Genomic DNA, 19401 nt, shown 5'->3' with positions numbered 1-19401 from the left:
AACACGAGGAAACCGCTCACATGAACGTGCAAAAAATGACCGATCTGCCCCTGGAAGGGCAGCGCGTGCTGATTCGTGAAGACCTTAACGTACCGATCAAGCATGGCCGTGTTTCCAGTGACGCTCGTCTTCGCGCAGCGCTGCCCACCATTCAGGCAGCAGCTCAAGCAGGTGCAAAAGTGATGCTAATGAGTCACTTAGGCCGCCCTACTGAAGGTGAGCCTGCTGAAGAATTTTCACTCGCTCCCGTCGCTGAGCGCCTAGGCGAGTTGCTTAGCCGCCCCGTTACGCTGATCAGCGATTATCTCGATACAGCGCCAACCTTGGCTAACGGCGATGTTGTGCTGCTAGAAAACGTGCGCTTTAACAATGGTGAGAAAAAAGACGACGAACAGCTTTCCAAACAATACGCAGCGTTATGCGACGTTTTTGTCATGGATGCCTTCGGTACCGCTCATCGCGCACAGGCTTCTACTCATGGCGTGGCGCGCTTTGCCCCACAGGCGTGTGCAGGACCGCTGCTTGCCCAAGAGCTGGATGCACTTGAAAAAGCCTTGGCAAATCCGGCGCGCCCCATGGCTGCCATTGTAGGCGGCTCTAAAGTATCCACCAAATTAGACGTACTCACTGCCCTTTCAGACAAATGCGACCAACTGATTGTTGGCGGCGGTATCGCCAACACGTTTATCGCTGCGGCAGGCTATAATGTTGGCAAATCGCTCTTTGAGGCAGATTTAATCGGCCAAGCAAAAGCACTCATGGAAAAAGTAGCCATTCCATTGCCGACGGATGTCGTCGTTGCCACTGAGTTTTCTGATTCCGCAGAAGCTGTCATCAAGCCAGTTGATCAGGTCGCCGATAACGAAATGATTCTGGATATCGGACCCGACACCGCTAGCCACTTAGCCAGCTTACTGAAAAATGCAGGCACTATTTTGTGGAACGGCCCTGTCGGTGTATTTGAAATTGATCAGTTTGGCAAAGGAACCGAAGTGCTTTCTAAGGCGATTGCCGACAGCAGCGCTTTCTCAATTGCAGGGGGCGGTGATACGTTAGCAGCGATTGATAAATATGCCATTGCTGACCGCGTTTCCTATATCTCTACTGGCGGTGGCGCATTTCTTGAGTACGTTGAAGGCAAGCAGTTGCCTGCCGTCGCCGCACTTGAAGCTGCCGCTCAGCGCGGTTAAATCTTTATTTAAACAAATGGCACGCTCACTGCCTTTGTACCTACATACAACCCAACTAAGGTGATCCCATGGCTTTGATCAGCATGCGCCAAATGCTCGACCACGCAGCCGAATATGGCTACGGCATTCCAGCATTCAACGTTAATAACCTTGAGCAGATGCGCGCCATCATGGAAGCTGCTGACGCCACTGACTCGCCGGTTATTGTGCAAGCCTCTGCTGGCGCGCGGAAATATGCCGGTGCCCCCTTCCTGCGCCACCTGATCTTGGCAGCAGTTGAAGAATTCCCGCACATTCCAGTCGTGATGCATCAGGATCACGGTACTAGCCCTGCTGTTTGCCAACGCTCCATTCAACTCGGCTTCTCCTCAGTAATGATGGACGGCTCGTTGGGTGAAGACGGTAAAACACCGATGGACTATGACTACAACGTCGATGTCACTCGTCGTGCTGTAGAGATGGCGCATGCTTGCGGTGTCTCCGTGGAAGGCGAGCTAGGCTGTTTAGGTAGCTTAGAGACGGGGATGGCTGGCGAAGAAGACGGCATTGGTGCCGAGGGCAAGCTGGACATGGAACAGATGCTTACCGATCCGGAAGAAGCCGCTGAGTTTGTCAAAGCAACCCACGTAGATGCACTGGCTATCGCCATTGGTACCAGCCACGGGGCTTATAAATTTACCAAGCCACCCACTGGCGACACCCTATCGATCCAGCGCATTAAAGAGATCCATGCGCGCATTCCCGACACGCATTTGGTAATGCATGGCTCATCATCCGTGCCACAAGAGTGGCTGGAAGTGATTAACCAGTATGGCGGTCAAATTCCGGAAACGTACGGTGTACCGGTCGAAGAGATCATCGAAGGCATTAAACACGGTGTTCGTAAAGTCAACATCGACACCGATTTACGCCTTGCCTCTACGGGTGCCGTCCGCCGCTTTATGGCTCAGAATCCTTCCGAGTTCGACCCGCGTAAATTCCTTAAAGAAACCGTGACCGCCATGCGCGACCTATGTATTGCGCGCTATGAAGCGTTCGGTACTGCTGGTAATGCGAGCAAAATTAAGCCCGTCAACTTAGAAGTAATGTTCCAGCGCTACGAGCGTGGCGAGCTAGCTCCTAAAGTGAAGTAACGTTCTCTTCACATGTTCCATTTAAGGCGGCCGATTGGCCGCCTTATTTTATTGCTGGGTGCTTGGTCTCGGAGTCTAATGGTTTATGGTATGCCCCCTTGTCCGAGGAGGATCCATGGCTCAGGTACTTCACTAATGCGCCATGACCACGCACGCCATCCGAGAAGACATACAGCGATCGACGGAGTCGGTCGCGACGTTGAGCCGACGCGGCGCCATTAACCCTAAAACTGTACGTAAGTGGCGCAGCCGGACGTCTGTCGAGGATGTGCGCATGAGCCCCAGTGCAACTCGGCTCGCTCTACATCGCAAGAAAAACAGAAAAACTTGGGCCACTGGGCACGCTAGACGGTGGAGAAGAACCAATGACTCATTTGTTTCCGACGGCTGAACCGGCGACGGCACAGTAGGCGCACCCGCCGATTTTTCCCATAAAAGTAAATTTTTGCCCAACGTCAAAAGCCCGCGTTGGCGGGCTTTTTAGGCAGAATAGAGTGGATCGCGTAGCCAAAAAATCTAAGTTTTTACTAAGCAATTACTACGTCATCACCAGTCGTAATACCAACTTCTTCGACCAAGACCGAGTAATCACCCGTGTCATCATCGCCCAGCCCAGAGGCTTCCAGATAGTAAGTGCCGCTGCTTTCCGCTACATAGCTAAACTGTGCCAGGTCTTGGTCATAGCTAGAATCAACAAAGAACCCCATTGAATCAGAAAGGCTGATGTCTGCCGTATCCAGGTCTTCTGGTGTCATTTGGAATAGATAACGCTGCCCTTCCTCCAATTCCACTGCAAAGACGTCTTTGTCTGAAACAATTTCAATGGTGCCATCGACGGATGTACCTAATTCAATGGCTGTTGCATCTGCACTGGAGTCACCATGGTCATCTTCCAGTACCACCTCCTCAACCATTACGGAGTAATCACCCGCGTCATCATCGCCCAGCCCAGAGGCTTCCAGGTAGTAAGTGCCGCTGCTTTCCGCTACATAGCTGAACTGTGCCAGGTCTTGGTCATAGCTAGAATCAACAAAGAACCCCATTGAATCAGAAAGGCTGATGTTTGCCGTATCCAGGTCCTCTGGTGTCATCTGGAATAGATAACGCTGCCCTTCCTCCAATTCCACTGCAAAGACGTCATTGTCTGAAACAATTTCAATGGTGCCATCGACGGATGTACCTAATTCAATGGCTGTTGCATCTGCACTGGAGTCACCATGGTCATCTTCCAGTGCCACCTCCTCAACCATTACGGAGTAATCACCCGCGTCATCATCGCCCAGCCCAGAGGCTTCCAGGTAGTAAGTGCCGCTGCTTTCCGCTACATAGCTGAACTGTGCCAGGTCTTGGTCATAGCTAGAATCAACAAAGAACCCCATTGGATCAGAAAGGCTGATGTTTGCCGTATCCAGGTCTTCTGGTGTCATTTGGAATAGATAACGCTGCCCTTCCTCCAATTCCACTGCAAAGACATCTTTGTCTGAAACAATTTCAATGGTGCCATCGACGGATGTACCTAATTCAATGGCTGTTGCATCTGCACTGGAGTCACCATGGTCATCTTCCAGTACCACCTCCTCAACCATTACGGAGTAATCACCCGCGTCATCATCGCCCAGCCCAGAGGCTTCCAGGTAGTAAGTGCCGCTGCTTTCCGCTACATAGCTGAACTGTGCCAGGTCTTGGTCATAGCTAGAATCAACAAAGAACCCCATTGAATCAGAAAGGCTGATGTTTGCCGTATCCAGGTCCTCTGGTGTCATCTGGAATAGATAACGCTGCCCTTCCTCCAATTCCACTGCAAAGACGTCATTGTCTGAAACAATTTCAATGGTGCCATCGACGGATGTACCTAATTCAATGGCTGTTGCATCTGCACTGGAGTCACCATGGTCATCTTCCAGTGCCACCTCCTCAACCATTACGGAGTAATCACCCGCGTCATCATCGCCCAGCCCAGAGGCTTCCAGGTAGTAAGTGCCGCTGCTTTCCGCTACATAGCTGAACTGTGCCAGGTCTTGGTCATAGCTAGAATCAACAAAGAACCCCATTGAATCAGAAAGGCTGATGTTTGCCGTATCCAGGTCTTCTGGTGTCATCTGGAATAGATAACGCTGCCCTTCCTCCAATTCCACTGCAAAGACGTCTTTGTCTGAAACAATTTCAATGATGCCATCGACGGATGTACCTAATTCAATGGCTGTTGCATCTGCACTGGAGTCACCATGGTCATCTTCCAGTGCCACCTCCTCAACCAAAGAATTGCCTTCAACCACATAGCTAGTATTGCCTAACGACTCACCATTAACCGTCAATCCTTGTATTTCGACGGTGAGACTATCTGCATTCTCATCGCTGACTGCAAAATCTAGATCAAGCGTTCCATTGGCAGCCCCATTGGCAGCTGAAATTGAATAGCTTGCCGTGGTTACACCACCAAGACTGCTGCTTGATGCCGATATTGATAAAGTACCACCGCCTTGCAGTGAAACATCATCCAACATAGCTGCTGATTGGAATACCAGGTCAAAATTAATGCTGTTACTACCTGACATCCAGCCATCACCTAAAGGTAGCTCAAGGCGTAGGTGAGTAGGTTCTGGCTCAGGGGTTGGCTCTGGCTCAGGGGTTGGCTCTGGCTCAGGGGTTGGCTCTGGCTCAGGAGTTGGCTCTGGCTCAGGAGTTGGTTCTGGCTCAGGAGTTGGTTCTGGCTCAGGAGTTGGTTCTGGCTCAGGAGTTGGTTCTGGCTCAGGAGTTGGCTCTGGCTCAGGAGTTGGCTCTGGCTCAGGAGTTGGCTCTGGCTCAGGAGTTGGTTCTGGCTCAGGGGTTGGCTCGAGTTCCGGACTATTTGCAGCTTGAATATTGTTCTCAAGCGCTTTTGTATCGTCGGCCGCAGCAGCCTGTGCCAAGGTAAATGCCAGCGATGAAAGTGTTAAAGCACCACTATTAAGTTGCTCGGCCCAGTAAGAGGCACCTTCTGGATCCGGCTCACGGCTGAAAAGCTTGTTATACAGAGCATCGAGCTGCGACTCGGTATCAATGCCGCCGTACTGTTCAACGTACTCATCAGAATTACCAAAAGCTTCAATAATAGGGTCAAGGTCACCTTCTGCGGACTTCATCGCCTCCAACCAGTACGCTTTACCCTCTTTATCTGCGGTGCGTCCGTAATAGCCAACATACAGGGTATCAATGATCTCGCCGTAGGTGTGATCCTGGGCGTTATCAAGACGTGATTCGAATGCAGTGGCATCCTCCCCTTCAGCTGCATCAGCAATGAATCTTGCTACTTCGGCGAGACTTATGCCCTCATCCAGTTTTGCCGCCCAGTAATCACGCCCTCCAGCCTCAGCATCACGACCCAATAAATGCTGATAAAGCGTGTTTACTTGCTGTTCAGGGCTCTGTCCAGCATAGAGCTCATCAAACTCAGGGACTTGTGTGAAAGCTTGGTTGACCGCCTCAAGCCCCTTCGCCTCAAGCTGTTCCGTCCAATAAAGTAGCCCTTTCCAATCGGCTGGGCGGTTATAGACAGTAAGGTAAAGCGTTTGAATATCGGTATGCACGGACATGACCTTTCCTTTTGATTGGCGCGGCTTTGAGGCCTTTTACAGGAATTTTCTAATTTAACTTTGCCACTTAGTGCATCCGATAACAATAGGCAATACACAGCTTCTGCTACTTAAAGGGTGCTAACACTCCTCATTATATTTAAATGATTTCGATAAAATATTGATAAATATGATTTTTATCATCCTGTTCTTAACTATTTCGCGTTAGTACTCGCCAGTACCTTGAAAGCTGATCTCAGTGTGCCCATAGGCGTAACATCTTGGCTGACTGATAAGGAGTATGAAGATATCGTTTAACGAATTGAGAAGTGACGTCAAGGCAAAACACTGGGGAAGACAAGCCTAATGCGTGACTTCATCGCGCTTTAGGCTTGTGTGGTAAACGTAAAATTTAACGCATTCGTCTCGAAGAGCTCAGCTGTGCAACTTCATCTATTCGTTGCTTTTCAAGGCGTTGCTGTAAGCCCGATCAGAAAGTCGAACTCGGGACCCGTCCTAGGCTTCAAGCTTAATTAACGCCTTGATGGCTCGCTGCTTAAACTCATCAATCCCAGTTAACCGAAGCTAATAACTTTAGGCGTCTATGAACATCTGCATCGTTGCCGCAACCGTTAGCCGATGAGATTTAACTCTGTTACACAGCTGTGTGATCATCAGTTCCCCTTTTGTGAATAGAAGCGTTCGAGTTTACGGGCTGTAAATGAGCATTTTGATCGGACTCGCGCATGAGGCGGTTTTTAACGCCGTATGGGCAAGCGCAATAGTTAATAAGAGGTTTACTAATACTAGAGGGCCGTAGTAGTGCTAATTCGCGACGTTCAACACGTTAAAAGCATTACTCATTATCGCTGTTGCTCTGTTCATCCTCACCACTTTCGATTGCATCCTCGGCACTCCCAGTACCTCCCGTGCCTCCCTGTGTATCTTCTTCATTACCACTATGGTTACTTTCATCGCCGCTGGTTTCCTCAGCGTCGTTGGAAATGGGTTCCTCTCGCTGAACGGCTCCTGCCTTGATGCCATATTTCTCTTCTAATGCCGCATCGTCTAATGCGTCATGCTGCGTATTATCTGAATCTGACGTTTCGGCTTGCGCTTGTCCTGCCACCAGTAGGGATGTACATGTACAAAAAGCAATTGAAAACACCCAAAGAGTAAATCGCATCGAAGTTCTCCTTTTTTGTGGTTATCAAAGCTTAGTCTAAACATGGCTACGCATCAGTGCTGTTGCTTCAAAAAGCCCTTCATGCCACCAGCAATGAGGCTATCGCTCAGGCCTTTCCTTGGGCTGCTTAATATAAACCTGTAAAAAATTATCAAACAGTGTTCACAAAGAGCTAAAAATCTCGTTCAATAGCAGTATGGTCGGCTTAAACTAACACGGGCAGCGCGAAAGACGCTGCAAGGAATGACAATGCCGCTTCCACTTTTGCTGTTTGACTGTGATGGCACCCTCGTTGATAGCGAGCCACTTCTAGCGGAAGAAATGGCTATCGGTCTAAATTCGGTAGGCTTACCCTTTAAACCCACCGATTATCTCGGAGAGTTTCGAGGTGCCCGTTTTCGACGAATTGTGGCAGAGTTACAGCAACGTTACGGTAGTGTCGATGAAGCTCAATTAGCTCGCATGGAGCAGGCGATGCGGAACAACTTAGCGAATCGTTTATCAAGCGAGCTAAAGGCAATTCCTGGCGTCCATGAATCCCTTGAAGTACTGAGTAATTACCCGAGTGCGGTTGTATCTAATGGCCCAGAAAGCAAAATTCATACTGCTTTACAAACAACCGGCCTAGCCAGCTACTTTGGGAAGCGTTTGTTCAGCGGTTATACCGCTAACTGCTGGAAACCAGAGCCCTGTCTTCACCTTCATGCAGCTAGTATCATGGGTTTTTCAGCAAGTGATTGTATTGCCATCGACGACGCACTCGTTGGCGTAAGGGCAGCTCTACAAGCTGGCATGACCGTCATTCATTTGAATCGTTACCCAGACGCTGAAACGACACCTGAAGGCGCTATTATGATCAGTAACATGTATCAGCTACCTGCCGTCGTTGAGCGCCTTACCCATGAAAAGTGGCAGATACCAGTGCCTCAACATTCAATAGAGAAATAAGTATGGCTTCATTACGTGATCAGCTCGGCGGCCTTGTGTATTCAACAGAACAAGGCAAGACTTGCCCAAGCTGTCGCGAGTCTATCGACCAATGCCGCTGCGCAGATACCAGCGAGCAAGCGCGCATCGCTAATTTAGACGGAATTGTACGGATCCGACGTGAAACCAGTGGTCGCAAGGGAAAAGGAGTCACCACGATTAGCGGCATACCGCTTTCCAATGCGGAGTTGAAAACGCTTGCTAAGACATTGAAGAAACGCTGTGGAACCGGTGGTGCTGTAAAAGATGGCATTATCGAAATTCAGGGCGATCACCGGGAAACGCTACAGCAAGCATTAACATCATTAGGCTACCAAGTTAAATTAGCAGGTGGTTGACACACTTCTGTGATAGCGCTCTGTCTTGAGGCAAAGCACTAAAGGGCAAGGCACTGCAATGAATTGGTTAGAATACCTGCTACCGCTCATTTTTCTGTTTCCCATGGCGGCCATGGGTGGAATTGTCTTGGCGCTGCGTAGTCTTCACGATGCACGCGTTCAGTCTCCCTTTAATGCTCCCTTGCGTGAACCCGGTCAAGCTCTGCGGCATCGCCTTGACCAAGCTTTTTCTAGCCTGTTTTTAAACGGTGCGCTCGGTCCCATTATTAGCCTTGCCCCGCTGGTGTATGGCATGGGCCGTATGCTTTTTGTGGAGAAGCAAGACTGGTTGGAGTGGGCATTATATGGCTTACTTAGCACGTTGTTAGTGCTGGCTTTTTCACTATTACTTGTGCGCGATTATCAGCGCATTCGCCGTCTTAAGCTCGGTTTAGCTTGTGAATTAGCCGTTGGCCAAGAACTTGAACGCATGGTGAGGCCAGAAGCCCATCCTTATTATGTGTTTCACGACGTCCCCACCGATAGCTTTACTATTGACCATGTCGTTGTCACACCACATGGCGTTTTCGTGGTAGAAACACGTGCAAGAGCATTAGCGATTGGCAGCAATGGTAAGGAGCTTAATAGCGTAGCGGTTGAGCGTGAGCGGCTACGTTTTCCTCACTGGCAAGAACGCCGCCCTCTGCATAAAACACGTCAGGGTGTTAGTTGGCTGACGCAATGGCTTGAGCGTCGTTGCGGTGTTCCTGTGCCGGTACAAGGTGTATTGGTTTTGCCGGGTTGGGACGTTGATACCAGCGAAGCTGCCCCCGATATATTAGTCGTTAGCGGTGAGCAGCTATCACGTCAACTAACCGAGCTCACCCCTGGCCAGATGAGCGATGCCATTCACGATAAAGTGATTCATCTACTCATTGAGCGTGCACGCCTGATGGAGCTCAAACACCTGCGTCAACCCTCCGTATAGAAGGTTAATTACCGCGCAAGCGCCCACCCATTTCTTGCGCGAGGTCGACAGCATAGTGATCGGTCATTCCACCAATAAAATCCAGCATACGCCGATAGCTATCGTAGAGCGTCCAGGACGGCAATGGGGTATTTTCACCAATCAACGCCAGCACGCGCTGGTGCTTGAATGAGCTATGCCCTGTGTGGTGCAGTTCGTTAGCAGCACCAATAAATGCCTCCAATAAAATTCCCAGCGTCGTATAGGCACCAATTTCAAGTTTGGCTTTGCGCTCATTTTGAAAAATGCGCTCACGCGCTAACTGCTTTGCCGCTTGAACGCCCCACCCCAAGTCAGGATGACATAGCTCCAATAAATCCTGGCCTAACGTTCCGCTGAGCAACGCTTGCTCATGTTGCACAAAAACCGCCCCCACATCATTCACCGCACGCTCCATAGCAGCGCCACGCAGTAAGGCAATTCGACGCCGCTGAGAGACTTTCCGCCTCTCCATCTCAGCATATTCGGGAGGGAACTCGCCCGCGATCTGACGCAGTATCTCGACCACCTCCTCATAGCGAAGAATCCCCATTTCTAAGCCATCTTCTAAATCAAGCAGGGCATAGCAGATATCATCAGCCGCTTCGACAAGCCAGGCAAGCGGGTGGCGACACCAGCGCTGATCTCCTTGGGGAAGAAGCCCGACAGCCTCAGCCACTTCTTTTAACAGCGCCTGTTCAGACTGGTAACAACCGAATTTTCCAGCACGCCCGCTATAACGTACTGTCCAGGGATATTTAAGCAGAGTACCTAACGTAGCGGCTGATAATCGCATGCCGCCATTAAACTGGTTGTACTCAATTTGGGTAATAACCCGGAAGCCTTGAGCATTGCCTTCGTATGTCAGTAAGTCATCACGCTCTGCATCAGACAAGCCATCTAGCAAGCCACTTTGTTGGGCACGCCGAAACCAATCACGAATTGCATATTCACCGGCATGGCCAAAAGGGGGGTTGCCAATATCATGTCCTAGGCACGCTGTCTGGACGATCACTCCTAAGTCAGCGGGTGTTATCCAGCTAGGTAGACGATCCCTTAGTAACTCGCCCACAATCATGCCTAGCGAGCGACCAACGCAACCGACTTCCAGTGAATGGGTCAAGCGTGTATGGATATGATCATTTTCAGTCAGTGGATGAACTTGCGTTTTCCGACCCAAACGCCGAAAGGAGCCCGAGAAAACGATACGATCATGATCTTTATGAAAAGGGCTTCGCCCGATTTCGTGGGTTGCTTCACGCACACCGCCAGGGCGTTTATCATGAAGACGTTGAGGGGATAACAACTGGTCCCATTGCATCTGTGTCATAGCGTTCCTCCGTGAGAGCAACATTTTGACATAAATCTAAGCAAGATAACCGTCTTCCACTTCGAGACATGCGTGCAGCATGGCCTTCGCTACACGCATGTTTTATGAGCGTGACATGCTCCGCTGATCAGATAATTTTTAACGCTCGAAAGAGAGGTAATCGTGTATCTATAAAATCACCAGCCTGACGCTCAAGCTCAGCCAAATTCTCACTCTCATCTGAAACTGGCTTGCCCTCTTTCAGCAGGCATTTGTTTTGAGACGCCAAAATACGCCACGCAAAAGCAGCTAACGTTTTAGCGTCATCACCGCCCTCTAACGTGGCAAGCAGGAAAAACTGATGGAACAGCGAAACGGCGATACCACCTCCTGTCACAGGGCTTGCGAGATAACTCAACTCTGTTGTGCTTCTTGACTGGCTCATTAAAAAACGATTTAGTCGACCAGTCTTGGCCGCTACTTTAGAAATATCATCGTCGGACTGGGCAGGCAAAATAACACCCTTCGATGCAAGTATGGCAATTGCACTGTTCAATGCCGGACGTCCCACTCCATGCTCTTTTGCCACCTGCCAAAGTTCGGATACAAATACCGGTTGGTAGGATGAAAGCGCGTCTAGCAGCGGCGTATAAATATTGCTAGGTAAGTCAAAGCTACCCAGCCGCCCTGCGATTTTAAGCTGCACATCTTTACGTGGCACTCCCATAATCACGCGAAGGCCATCTAGCATTTCATCTTTATCAAGCGCACTTAAACGGCGCGCCCCTTTTACCCAGTAATCGGCTCGAAATTGACGGTTCTCACAAAAATCACGCACCGACTGACGAAACAGCGGGTTAGGAATGTTGCTAATTAAGGCCTGTTGCTCATTGGTTAACTGAATACTTTCAATGGCATCTGCATATCGCGCACTGCAAGCCCAATCCATCTTTGCAGGCTCAAGCCAGCGTGCCATTTTAGCAAACGCCATCGGTTCCCAATCGCGGTTAAAGTATTCATGAGCTATATAGTTTTTATTATCTTGTTTAATTTTCGCTAAGCGATTCTTAATCTGGGGGTTAGCATTACAGTACTCTGGATTCACCGCCATCAGCTGCTCGGCAAACGTGATCGCGTCTTCAATTCTCGAAAGAGTGCCCGCCCCCTGAGCACTCATAAGGTCCGCATGTTCGGCTAACAGGTCACGCATAGGCACCATGGCTGCCCATCCTGGTTGTGTGTTGTAGCTAATGTACAGCACACCTCCCACCTTTAACTTACGGCGAATAAAATCGACGATCACTGCGCGGTTTTCATCCGAAATCCAACTCCATATGCCGTGAAGGCCGATATAGTCGAATTCAGGTAAGTCATCACGCTGGCAAAATTCATCAAATGCATCATCGTGCAGCTTTGCATTAGCACCGCTAATAGATGATAACTCCTGCGCAAAGGCTGCTTGATGGGGATTGAAGTCTGTTCCATACCAATTGATTTGTGAAGCAGCCGCATGAATATTAGTGCTGATGCCCTGACCAAATCCCAGTTCACAGGCGTTAATAACGTTTGGCGGCCGAATACCGGCGTTGATAAATCCTAGCGCAATCCGCAGAGGATTCAGTTCAGCGTAATATCCATAAGTATAACTAATATCCGCTATGTACCCAGACGTCCAATCCGACATAACACCTGCTCCCAAGCAATGGCGTATTATTCAATTTATAAGCAAAGCCACCTATCACCAGAGCCTGAGAAACAGATAGCAATACGCATATCGCTCTGCTAGCTCTGACCCCATACTCGATGACATGGACCCTGACACAAACGCTGTTGTTAGAATCTTGATAGTGAAGTATTTGATCCACTAGGTCTACTGAAGAGACAGTGACAAATTTTAAATATTGTTACGCTTTCATCAGCTGCTTATCTAAACCAGTAACTATCCCTTCTTTTAACACAAAAACCTCAGTTCCTTCGGAAATGAGGTTTTTTCATAAATATCTTAGGGTCAGCCATGCGAAAGCTCCTTGCTTTTCTTCCGCGCAAACAAAAAACCCAGCCGGTTGGCTGGGTTCTTTGTTCAATAAGTGCCTGACGATGACCTACTCTCGCATGGGGAGACCCCACACTACCATCGGCGCTAAGCGGTTTCACTTCTGAGTTCGGCATGGGATCAGGTGGTTCACGCGTGCTATGGTCGTCAGGCGTAACTTGTAATGCATATCATGCTGATGTGTTTTGTGGCGTCTCTCGTTTCCTGTCATCGGCAGGAAGCGCGTATCCGGTTTTCGTTATCACTGCGACCAGACCCCTTGGGTGTTATAGGGTCAAGCCTCACGGGCCATTAGTACACGTTAGCTCAACGCCTTGCAGCGCTTCCACACCGTGCCTATCAACCAGCTGGTCTCGCTGGGCCCTTCAGGAGGCTCTAGGCCTCAGGGATGTCTCATCTTGAAGGGGGCTTCCCGCTTAGATGCTTTCAGCGGTTATCCCGTCCGCACATAGCTACCCGGCAATGCCACTGGCGTGACAACCGGAACACCAGAGGTGCGTCCACTCCGGTCCTCTCGTACTAGGAGCAGCCCTTCTCAAACATCCAACGCCCACGGCAGATAGGGACCGAACTGTCTCACGACGTTCTAAACCCAGCTCGCGTACCACTTTAAATGGCGAACAGCCATACCCTTGGGACCGACTTCAGCCCCAGGATGTGATGAGCCGACATCGAGGTGCCAAACACCGCCGTCGATGTGAACTCTTGGGCGGTATCAGCCTGTTATCCCCGGAGTACCTTTTATCCGTTGAGCGATGGCCCTTCCATACAGAACCACCGGATCACTAGAACCTGCTTTCGCACCTGCTCGACGTGTCTGTCTCGCAGTCAAGCACCCTTATGCTCTTGCACTCATTGCACGATGTCCGACCGTGCTGAGGGTACCTTCGTGCTCCTCCGTTACTCTTTGGGAGGAGACCGCCCCAGTCAAACTACCCACCACACACTGTCCTCGATCCGGATAACGGACCTGAGTGAGAACGCCAATGATGCCAGGCTGGTATTTCAAGGTTGGCTCCCCTCGAACTGGCGTCCGAGATTCAAAGCCTCCCAGCTATCCTACACAGGCAACATCAGCGTCCAGTGTGAAGCTATAGTAAAGGTTCACGGGGTCTTTCCGTCTAGCCGCGGGTACACCGCATCTTCACGGCGATTTCAATTTCACTGAGTCTCGGGTGGAGACAGCGTGGCCATCATTACGCCATTCGTGCAGGTCGGAACTTACCCGACAAGGAATTTCGCTACCTTAGGACCGTTATAGTTACGGCCGCCGTTTACCGGGGCTTCAATCAAGAGCTTCGGACGAATCCTAACACCATCATTTAACCTTCCGGCACCGGGCAGGCGTCACACCCTATACGTCCGCTTGCGCGTTAGCAGAGTGCTGTGTTTTTACTAAACAGTTGCAGCCACCTGGTATCTTCGACCGGTTCGGGCTTAGAGAGCAAGTCTCATCACCCTACGCCGGCGTGCCTTCTCCCGAAGTTACGGCACCATTTTGCCTAGTTCCTTCACCCGAGTTCTCTCAAGCGCCTTGGGATTCTCACCCTGACCACCTGTGTCGGTTTGGGGTACGGTCGCACATGATCTGAAGCTTAGAGGCTTTTCCTGGAAGCGTGGCATCAATGACTTCCTGACCGTAGTCAGTTCGTTTCGTGTCTCGGCCTTGAAGGGTCCCGGATTTACCTAAGACCCAAGCCTACTCACTTTCACCAGGACAACCAACGCCTGGCTCACCTAGCCTTCTCCGTCCCCCCATCGCAATCATGTCCGGTACGGGAATATTGACCCGTTTCCCATCGACTACGCCTTTCGGCCTCGCCTTAGGGGCCGACTCACTCTGCTCCGATTAGCGTCGAACAGAAACCCTTGGTCTTCCGGCGGGGGAGTTTTTCACTCCCCTTATCGTTACTCATGTCAGCATTCGCACTCGTGATACCTCCAGCGAACTTCTCAATTCACCTTCATCGGCTTACACGACGCTCCTCTACCGCTCACACATAGTGTGAACCCGTAGCTTCGGTACCTGGTTTAGCCCCGTTACATCTTCCGCGCAGGCCGACTCGACTAGTGAGCTATTACGCTTTCTTTAAAGGATGGCTGCTTCTAAGCCAACCTCCTAGCTGTCTGAGCCTTCCCACATCGTTTCCCACTTAACCAGGATTTCGGGACCTTAGCTGACGGTCTGGGTTGTTTCCCTTTTCACGACGGACGTTAGCACCCGCCGTGTGTCTCCCACGCTTGCACTCACCGGTATTCGGAGTTTGCCTCGGGTTGGTAAGTCGGGATGACCCCCTAGCCGAAACAGTGCTCTACCCCCGGCGGTGATACGTGAGGCGCTACCTAAATAGCTTTCGAGGAGAACCAGCTATCTCCGAGCTTGATTAGCCTTTCACTCCGATCCACAAGTCATCCAAATCTTTTTCAACAGATCCTGGTTCGGGCCTCCAGTTGATGTTACTCAACCTTCACCCTGCTCATGGATAGATCGCTCGGTTTCGGGTCTATATCCAGCGACTGTGTCGCCCAGTTAAGACTCGGTTTCCCTACGGCTCCCCTAAACGGTTAACCTCGCCACTGAATATAAGTCGCTGACCCATTATACAAAAGGTACGCAGTCACAGAACAAGTCTGCTCCTACTGCTTGTACGCACACGGTTTCAGGGTCTATTTCACTCCCCTCTCCGGGGTTCTTTTCGCCTTTCCCTCACGGTACTGGTTCACTATCGGTCAGCCAGGAGTATTTAGCCTTGGAGGATGGTCCCCCCGTCTTCAGTCAAGGTTTCTCGTGCCCCGACCTACTCGATTTCACATGATCAGATTTTCGACTACGGGGCTATCACCCACTACGGCCGCGCTTCCCAGCGCATTCGTCTAATCAGTCACATGCTTAAGGGCTGGTCCCCGTTCGCTCGCCGCTACTAGGGGAATCTCGGTTGATTTCTTTTCCTCAGGGTACTTAGATGTTTCAGTTCCCCTGGTTCGCCTCTTACGCCTATATATTCAGCGCAAGATACTCATCTTATGATGAGTGGGTTTCCCCATTCAGAGATGCCCGGGTCACAGGTTGTTTGCCACCTCGCCGAGCCTTATCGCAGGCTTCCACGTCTTTCATCGCCTCTGGCTGCCTAGGCATCCACCGTGTGCGCTTCATTGCTTGACCCTATAACCCGAAGGAGTCTGGTGTCTCGCAATGATAACGATTGCCGGATACGCTTGAGACGTATCACAAAACAATTACGTATAAACGTTTTAAAACGTTTATGTCAGCATGATATACATTGTTAAAGAGCGACTGCTATGCGCAGTGATAAGCGAGTGCTTTTTTCACATTAAAAGAAAAAGAAAGACCTTTTTTTCTTCTTTCAACATAAAGAAAACGCTTATCACTGCGTATCAACAGCATTCTGATCAGGTAATTCATTGTGAGCGCTTACCGCGAGGGATGATGCATCGTTTAAGGAGGTGATCCAGCCGCAGGTTCCCCTACGGCTACCTTGTTACGACTTCACCCCAGTCATGAACCACACCGTGGTGATCGCTTTCCCGAAGGTTAAGCTAACCACTTCTGGTGCAGTCCACTCCCATGGTGTGACGGGCGGTGTGTACAAGGCCCGGGAACGTATTCACCGTGACATTCTGATTCACGATTACTAGCGATTCCGACTTCACGGAGTCGAGTTGCAGACTCCGATCCGGACTGAGACCGGCTTTTCGGGATTAGCTGACTCTCGCGAGCTCGCAACCCTTTGTACCGGCCATTGTAGCACGTGTGTAGCCCTACTCGTAAGGGCCATGATGACTTGACGTCGTCCCCACCTTCCTCCGGTTTGTCACCGGCAGTCTCCTTAGAGTTCCCGCCATTACGCGCTGGCAAATAAGGACAAGGGTTGCGCTCGTTACGGGACTTAACCCAACATTTCACAACACGAGCTGACGACAGCCATGCAGCACCTGTCTCTGCGTTCCCGAAGGCACCAAGTGATCTCTCACAAGTTCGCAGGATGTCAAGAGTAGGTAAGGTTCTTCGCGTTGCATCGAATTAAACCACATGCTCCACCGCTTGTGCGGGCCCCCGTCAATTCATTTGAGTTTTAACCTTGCGGCCGTACTCCCCAGGCGGTCGACTTATCGCGTTAACTTCGCCACAAAGTGCGCTAGGCACCCAACGGCTGGTCGACATCGTTTACGGCGTGGACTACCAGGGTATCTAATCCTGTTTGCTACCCACGCTTTCGCACCTCAGTGTCAGTGTCAGTCCAGAAGGCCGCCTTCGCCACTGGTATTCCTCCCGATCTCTACGCATTTCACCGCTACACCGGGAATTCTACCTTCCTCTCCTGCACTCTAGCTTGACAGTTCCGGATGCCGTTCCCAGGTTGAGCCCGGGGCTTTCACAACCGGCTTATCAAGCCACCTACGCGCGCTTTACGCCCAGTAATTCCGATTAACGCTTGCACCCTCCGTATTACCGCGGCTGCTGGCACGGAGTTAGCCGGTGCTTCTTCTGCGAGTGATGTCTTTCCTAATGGGTATTAACCACTAGGCGTTCTTCCTCGCTGAAAGTGCTTTACAACCCGAGGGCCTTCTTCACACACGCGGCATGGCTGGATCAGGCTTTCGCCCATTGTCCAATATTCCCCACTGCTGCCTCCCGTAGGAGTTCGGGCCGTGTCTCAGTCCCGATGTGGCTGATCATCCTCTCAGACCAGCTACGGATCGTCGCCTTGGTGAGCCTTTACCTCACCAACTAGCTAATCCGACATAGGCTCATCCAATAGCGGGAGCCGGAGCCCCCTTTCTCCCGTAGGACGTATGCGGTATTAGCCTGGGTTTCCCCAGGTTATCCCCCACTATCGGGCAGATTCCTACGCATTACTCACCCGTCCGCCGCTCGTCAGCGGGTAGCAAGCTACCCCTGTTACCGCTCGACTTGCATGTGTTAGGCCTGCCGCCAGCGTTCAATCTGAGCCATGATCAAACTCTTCAGTTTAAAATCATTGTGATGCTTACTCGTTACCCGAAGACAACAAAAGCGCATCAAACTTGGCTCAAGGTTCAAACGAATTCATTCAAACTTTCGTTCTCATGACCGCTTGCCTTGATATTTGGTGATTTATCACCCTCATCGGCAAGCGCCCACATGAATTACCTGATCAAATTGTTAAAGAGCTGTTTTCGCTGCTGAACTTCCGAAGAAGTCACTGGCTAACCGATGAACTGGCTCGCCTCAGCGAGGAAGGCGTATTCTACGCATTTCCTAGTGTTTGTCAATCACTGTTTTAAGTGAGTGAAGCGAGTGAGCGAAGAAAGCAAGATAACAATGCTTTCTGGCGTGGCTCGTTTCAAAAAGCGCTGGAAGACATCGAAGCATATTACTACTGAGTTCTTCTAACTCTCTGACAAACCGAAGGTTTTCACCTTCAATCACCGCTGGTAACGCTGTGCGTCCCCGGCAGCGGATGCGTACTTTACGGATTCACTGCCGTCTTGGCAAGGACTATTTATAGATAAGTGCGAAAAAGTTTTAAGCCAAACCGTTTGGTGTTGGAAAGCACTTCGACGGCACTCCATTGGCGGTTACACTTATACCAGCTTGATAGCCCCCAACGCCCACCCCCATTCTGAGGTCCGTGATGAGCCAGCATCTACTAACTGTCGATTCATTACAGCGCGAAAGCGTTGACCACCTACTACGCGTTGCAGCGCGTATGGAACCTATTGCCAACCGCCGCCAAGTTACTCGGGTGTTGGAAGGTGCTGTGCTTGGCAATTTGTTCTTTGAAGCAAGTACACGCACACGCGTGAGCTTTAATGCCGCATTTTGCCGTCTAGGGGGAAGTGTGTGTGATACCACCGGCTTTACTTTCTCTTCTATGGCCAAGGGTGAATCGCTTTACGATACTAGTCGAGTAATGAGTGGCTATTGCGATGCAATTGTTATGCGCCACCCTGATCAAGGATCGGTAGCAGAATTCGCCGCCGCCACCAATGTGCCGGTAATTAACGGCGGGGATGGCCCGGGCGAACACCCAAGCCAAGCACTGCTTGATCTTTATACGATTGATAAAGAGTTTCAGCGCTTAGGTAAATCGCTCAGCGGCGCACATATTCTGCTGACCGGCGATTTGAAATATGGCCGGACCGTGCATTCGCTGATCAAGCTACTGTCTCTCTATGATCCGCTGCGCCTTACCCTGGTATCGCCACCAGGCCTGGAAATGCCGACTGCGCTGATTGACCTTGTGACGTCGCGCGGGCACCGCGTCGAACAACGTGACTCACTGGCCAGCGACTTCTCAGATCTAGACGTGGTTTACACCACACGCATCCAGAAAGAGCGTTTTACCGATGAAATGAACGAGAGCTTTCAGGGGCTTTCCGACGACTTTATGGTTAATCGCGATTTTCTGGATCAGCGCTGCAGCCAACGTACGATTGTCATGCACCCACTCCCCCGGGATAGTCGTCCGGGTGCCAATGACCTAAACGTAAATCTTAACGGTGACCCGCGTTTGGCGATTTTCCGCCAAACTGACAACGGCATCCCCATGCGGATGGCCATTTTCGCCACGCTACTCAAGGTAGATGAGTTAATTGAGAAAGACCTGAGACCCGTGCGTTGGTTTGTGCCGTCTCAAACCGGCACTCTAGACCGTTAAGCCATTT

The 19401-nt window shown here is 50.7% G+C and carries 10 protein-coding genes and 3 rRNA genes; 6 read left to right on the top strand and 7 right to left on the bottom strand.

Going from position 1 to position 19401, the window contains the following annotated elements:
- Nucleotides 1–20 precede the first annotated feature (20 nt).
- Nucleotides 21–1190: a phosphoglycerate kinase gene (locus tag IR195_RS00245; protein WP_146945319.1), complete on the top strand. Its 1170-nt coding sequence runs from the start codon at nucleotides 21–23 to the stop codon at nucleotides 1188–1190.
- Between the two features lie 68 nt (nucleotides 1191–1258).
- Entirely contained in the window at nucleotides 1259–2323 is a 1065-nt protein-coding gene (gene fba, locus IR195_RS00240) for a class II fructose-bisphosphate aldolase (RefSeq protein WP_038480053.1), read from the top strand.
- A gap of 527 nt (nucleotides 2324–2850) precedes the next feature.
- Here fba and IR195_RS00235 read toward each other — a convergent pair.
- On the bottom strand, nucleotides 2851–5895 hold the full coding sequence (locus tag IR195_RS00235; protein WP_206048488.1) for a DUF4214 domain-containing protein: 3045 nt from the start codon (nucleotides 5893–5895) through the stop codon (nucleotides 2851–2853).
- An 835-nt stretch (nucleotides 5896–6730) separates the two neighbouring features.
- On the bottom strand, nucleotides 6731–7060 hold the full coding sequence (locus IR195_RS00230) for a hypothetical protein (protein ID WP_206048487.1): 330 nt from the start codon (nucleotides 7058–7060) through the stop codon (nucleotides 6731–6733).
- Between the two features lie 249 nt (nucleotides 7061–7309).
- Between IR195_RS00230 and IR195_RS00225 the strand changes: the two genes are divergently transcribed.
- Genes IR195_RS00225 through IR195_RS00215 form a run of 3 tightly spaced genes read left to right on the top strand, consistent with a single transcriptional unit; the run spans nucleotide 7310 to nucleotide 9352 of the window.
- Nucleotides 7310–8008 carry an HAD family hydrolase gene (locus tag IR195_RS00225; RefSeq protein ID WP_206048486.1) on the top strand — a complete coding sequence of 233 codons (699 nt, stop codon included), beginning with the start codon at nucleotides 7310–7312 and terminating at the stop codon, nucleotides 8006–8008.
- 2 nt (nucleotides 8009–8010) lie between these two features.
- Nucleotides 8011–8385, top strand: a complete 375-nt coding sequence (locus tag IR195_RS00220; protein ID WP_125744723.1) for a translation initiation factor Sui1 — start codon at nucleotides 8011–8013, stop codon at nucleotides 8383–8385.
- Between the two features lie 58 nt (nucleotides 8386–8443).
- Nucleotides 8444–9352 (top strand): nuclease-related domain-containing protein, encoded by a 909-nt coding sequence (locus tag IR195_RS00215; RefSeq protein WP_089037272.1) that lies wholly within the window; start codon nucleotides 8444–8446, stop codon nucleotides 9350–9352.
- 4 nt (nucleotides 9353–9356) lie between these two features.
- Here the strand turns inward: IR195_RS00215 and IR195_RS00210 are convergent, their stop codons facing one another.
- From IR195_RS00210 to IR195_RS00190, 5 genes are all read right to left on the bottom strand, one after another.
- Nucleotides 9357–10700: a deoxyguanosinetriphosphate triphosphohydrolase gene (locus tag IR195_RS00210; protein ID WP_125744721.1), complete on the bottom strand. Its 1344-nt coding sequence runs from the start codon at nucleotides 10698–10700 to the stop codon at nucleotides 9357–9359.
- Between the two features lie 127 nt (nucleotides 10701–10827).
- On the bottom strand, nucleotides 10828–12363 hold the full coding sequence (locus IR195_RS00205) for a class I SAM-dependent methyltransferase (protein WP_206048485.1): 1536 nt from the start codon (nucleotides 12361–12363) through the stop codon (nucleotides 10828–10830).
- A 405-nt stretch (nucleotides 12364–12768) separates the two neighbouring features.
- Nucleotides 12769–12884: ribosomal RNA gene (gene rrf / locus IR195_RS00200) — 5S ribosomal RNA — on the bottom strand.
- A gap of 118 nt (nucleotides 12885–13002) precedes the next feature.
- A 23S ribosomal RNA gene (locus IR195_RS00195) occupies nucleotides 13003–15895 on the bottom strand.
- Between the two features lie 295 nt (nucleotides 15896–16190).
- A 16S ribosomal RNA gene (locus IR195_RS00190) occupies nucleotides 16191–17725 on the bottom strand.
- The 16S, 23S and 5S rRNA genes sit together here, the layout of an rRNA operon.
- Before the next feature lie 643 nt (nucleotides 17726–18368).
- Here IR195_RS00190 and pyrB point away from each other — a divergent pair.
- Nucleotides 18369–19394, top strand: a complete 1026-nt coding sequence (gene pyrB / locus IR195_RS00185) for an aspartate carbamoyltransferase (protein WP_146942164.1) — start codon at nucleotides 18369–18371, stop codon at nucleotides 19392–19394.
- Nucleotides 19395–19401 lie beyond the last annotated feature (7 nt).

Source organism: Vreelandella venusta, assembly GCF_015689495.1.
In the GTDB taxonomy this organism is placed as follows: Bacteria; Pseudomonadota; Gammaproteobacteria; order Pseudomonadales; family Halomonadaceae; genus Vreelandella; species Vreelandella venusta.
This window is presented reverse-complemented; position numbering and strand designations above follow the sequence as displayed.

Excerpts from the sequence above, each read along its gene's own strand:
- IR195_RS00220 (WP_125744723.1), top strand. The coding sequence starts at position 8,011 with ATGGCTTCATTACGTGATCAGCTCGGCGGCCTTGTGTATTCAACAGAA.
- IR195_RS00245 (WP_146945319.1), top strand. The coding sequence starts at position 21 with ATGAACGTGCAAAAAATGACCGATCTGCCCCTGGAAGGGCAGCGCGTG.
- IR195_RS00205 (WP_206048485.1), bottom strand. The coding sequence starts at position 12,363 with ATGTCGGATTGGACGTCTGGGTACATAGCGGATATTAGTTATACTTAT.
- pyrB (WP_146942164.1), top strand. The coding sequence starts at position 18,369 with ATGAGCCAGCATCTACTAACTGTCGATTCATTACAGCGCGAAAGCGTT.
- fba (WP_038480053.1), top strand. The coding sequence starts at position 1,259 with ATGGCTTTGATCAGCATGCGCCAAATGCTCGACCACGCAGCCGAATAT.
- IR195_RS00230 (WP_206048487.1), bottom strand. The coding sequence starts at position 7,060 with ATGCGATTTACTCTTTGGGTGTTTTCAATTGCTTTTTGTACATGTACA.
- IR195_RS00235 (WP_206048488.1), bottom strand. The coding sequence starts at position 5,895 with ATGTCCGTGCATACCGATATTCAAACGCTTTACCTTACTGTCTATAAC.
- IR195_RS00210 (WP_125744721.1), bottom strand. The coding sequence starts at position 10,700 with ATGACACAGATGCAATGGGACCAGTTGTTATCCCCTCAACGTCTTCAT.
- IR195_RS00215 (WP_089037272.1), top strand. The coding sequence starts at position 8,444 with ATGAATTGGTTAGAATACCTGCTACCGCTCATTTTTCTGTTTCCCATG.
- IR195_RS00225 (WP_206048486.1), top strand. The coding sequence starts at position 7,310 with ATGCCGCTTCCACTTTTGCTGTTTGACTGTGATGGCACCCTCGTTGAT.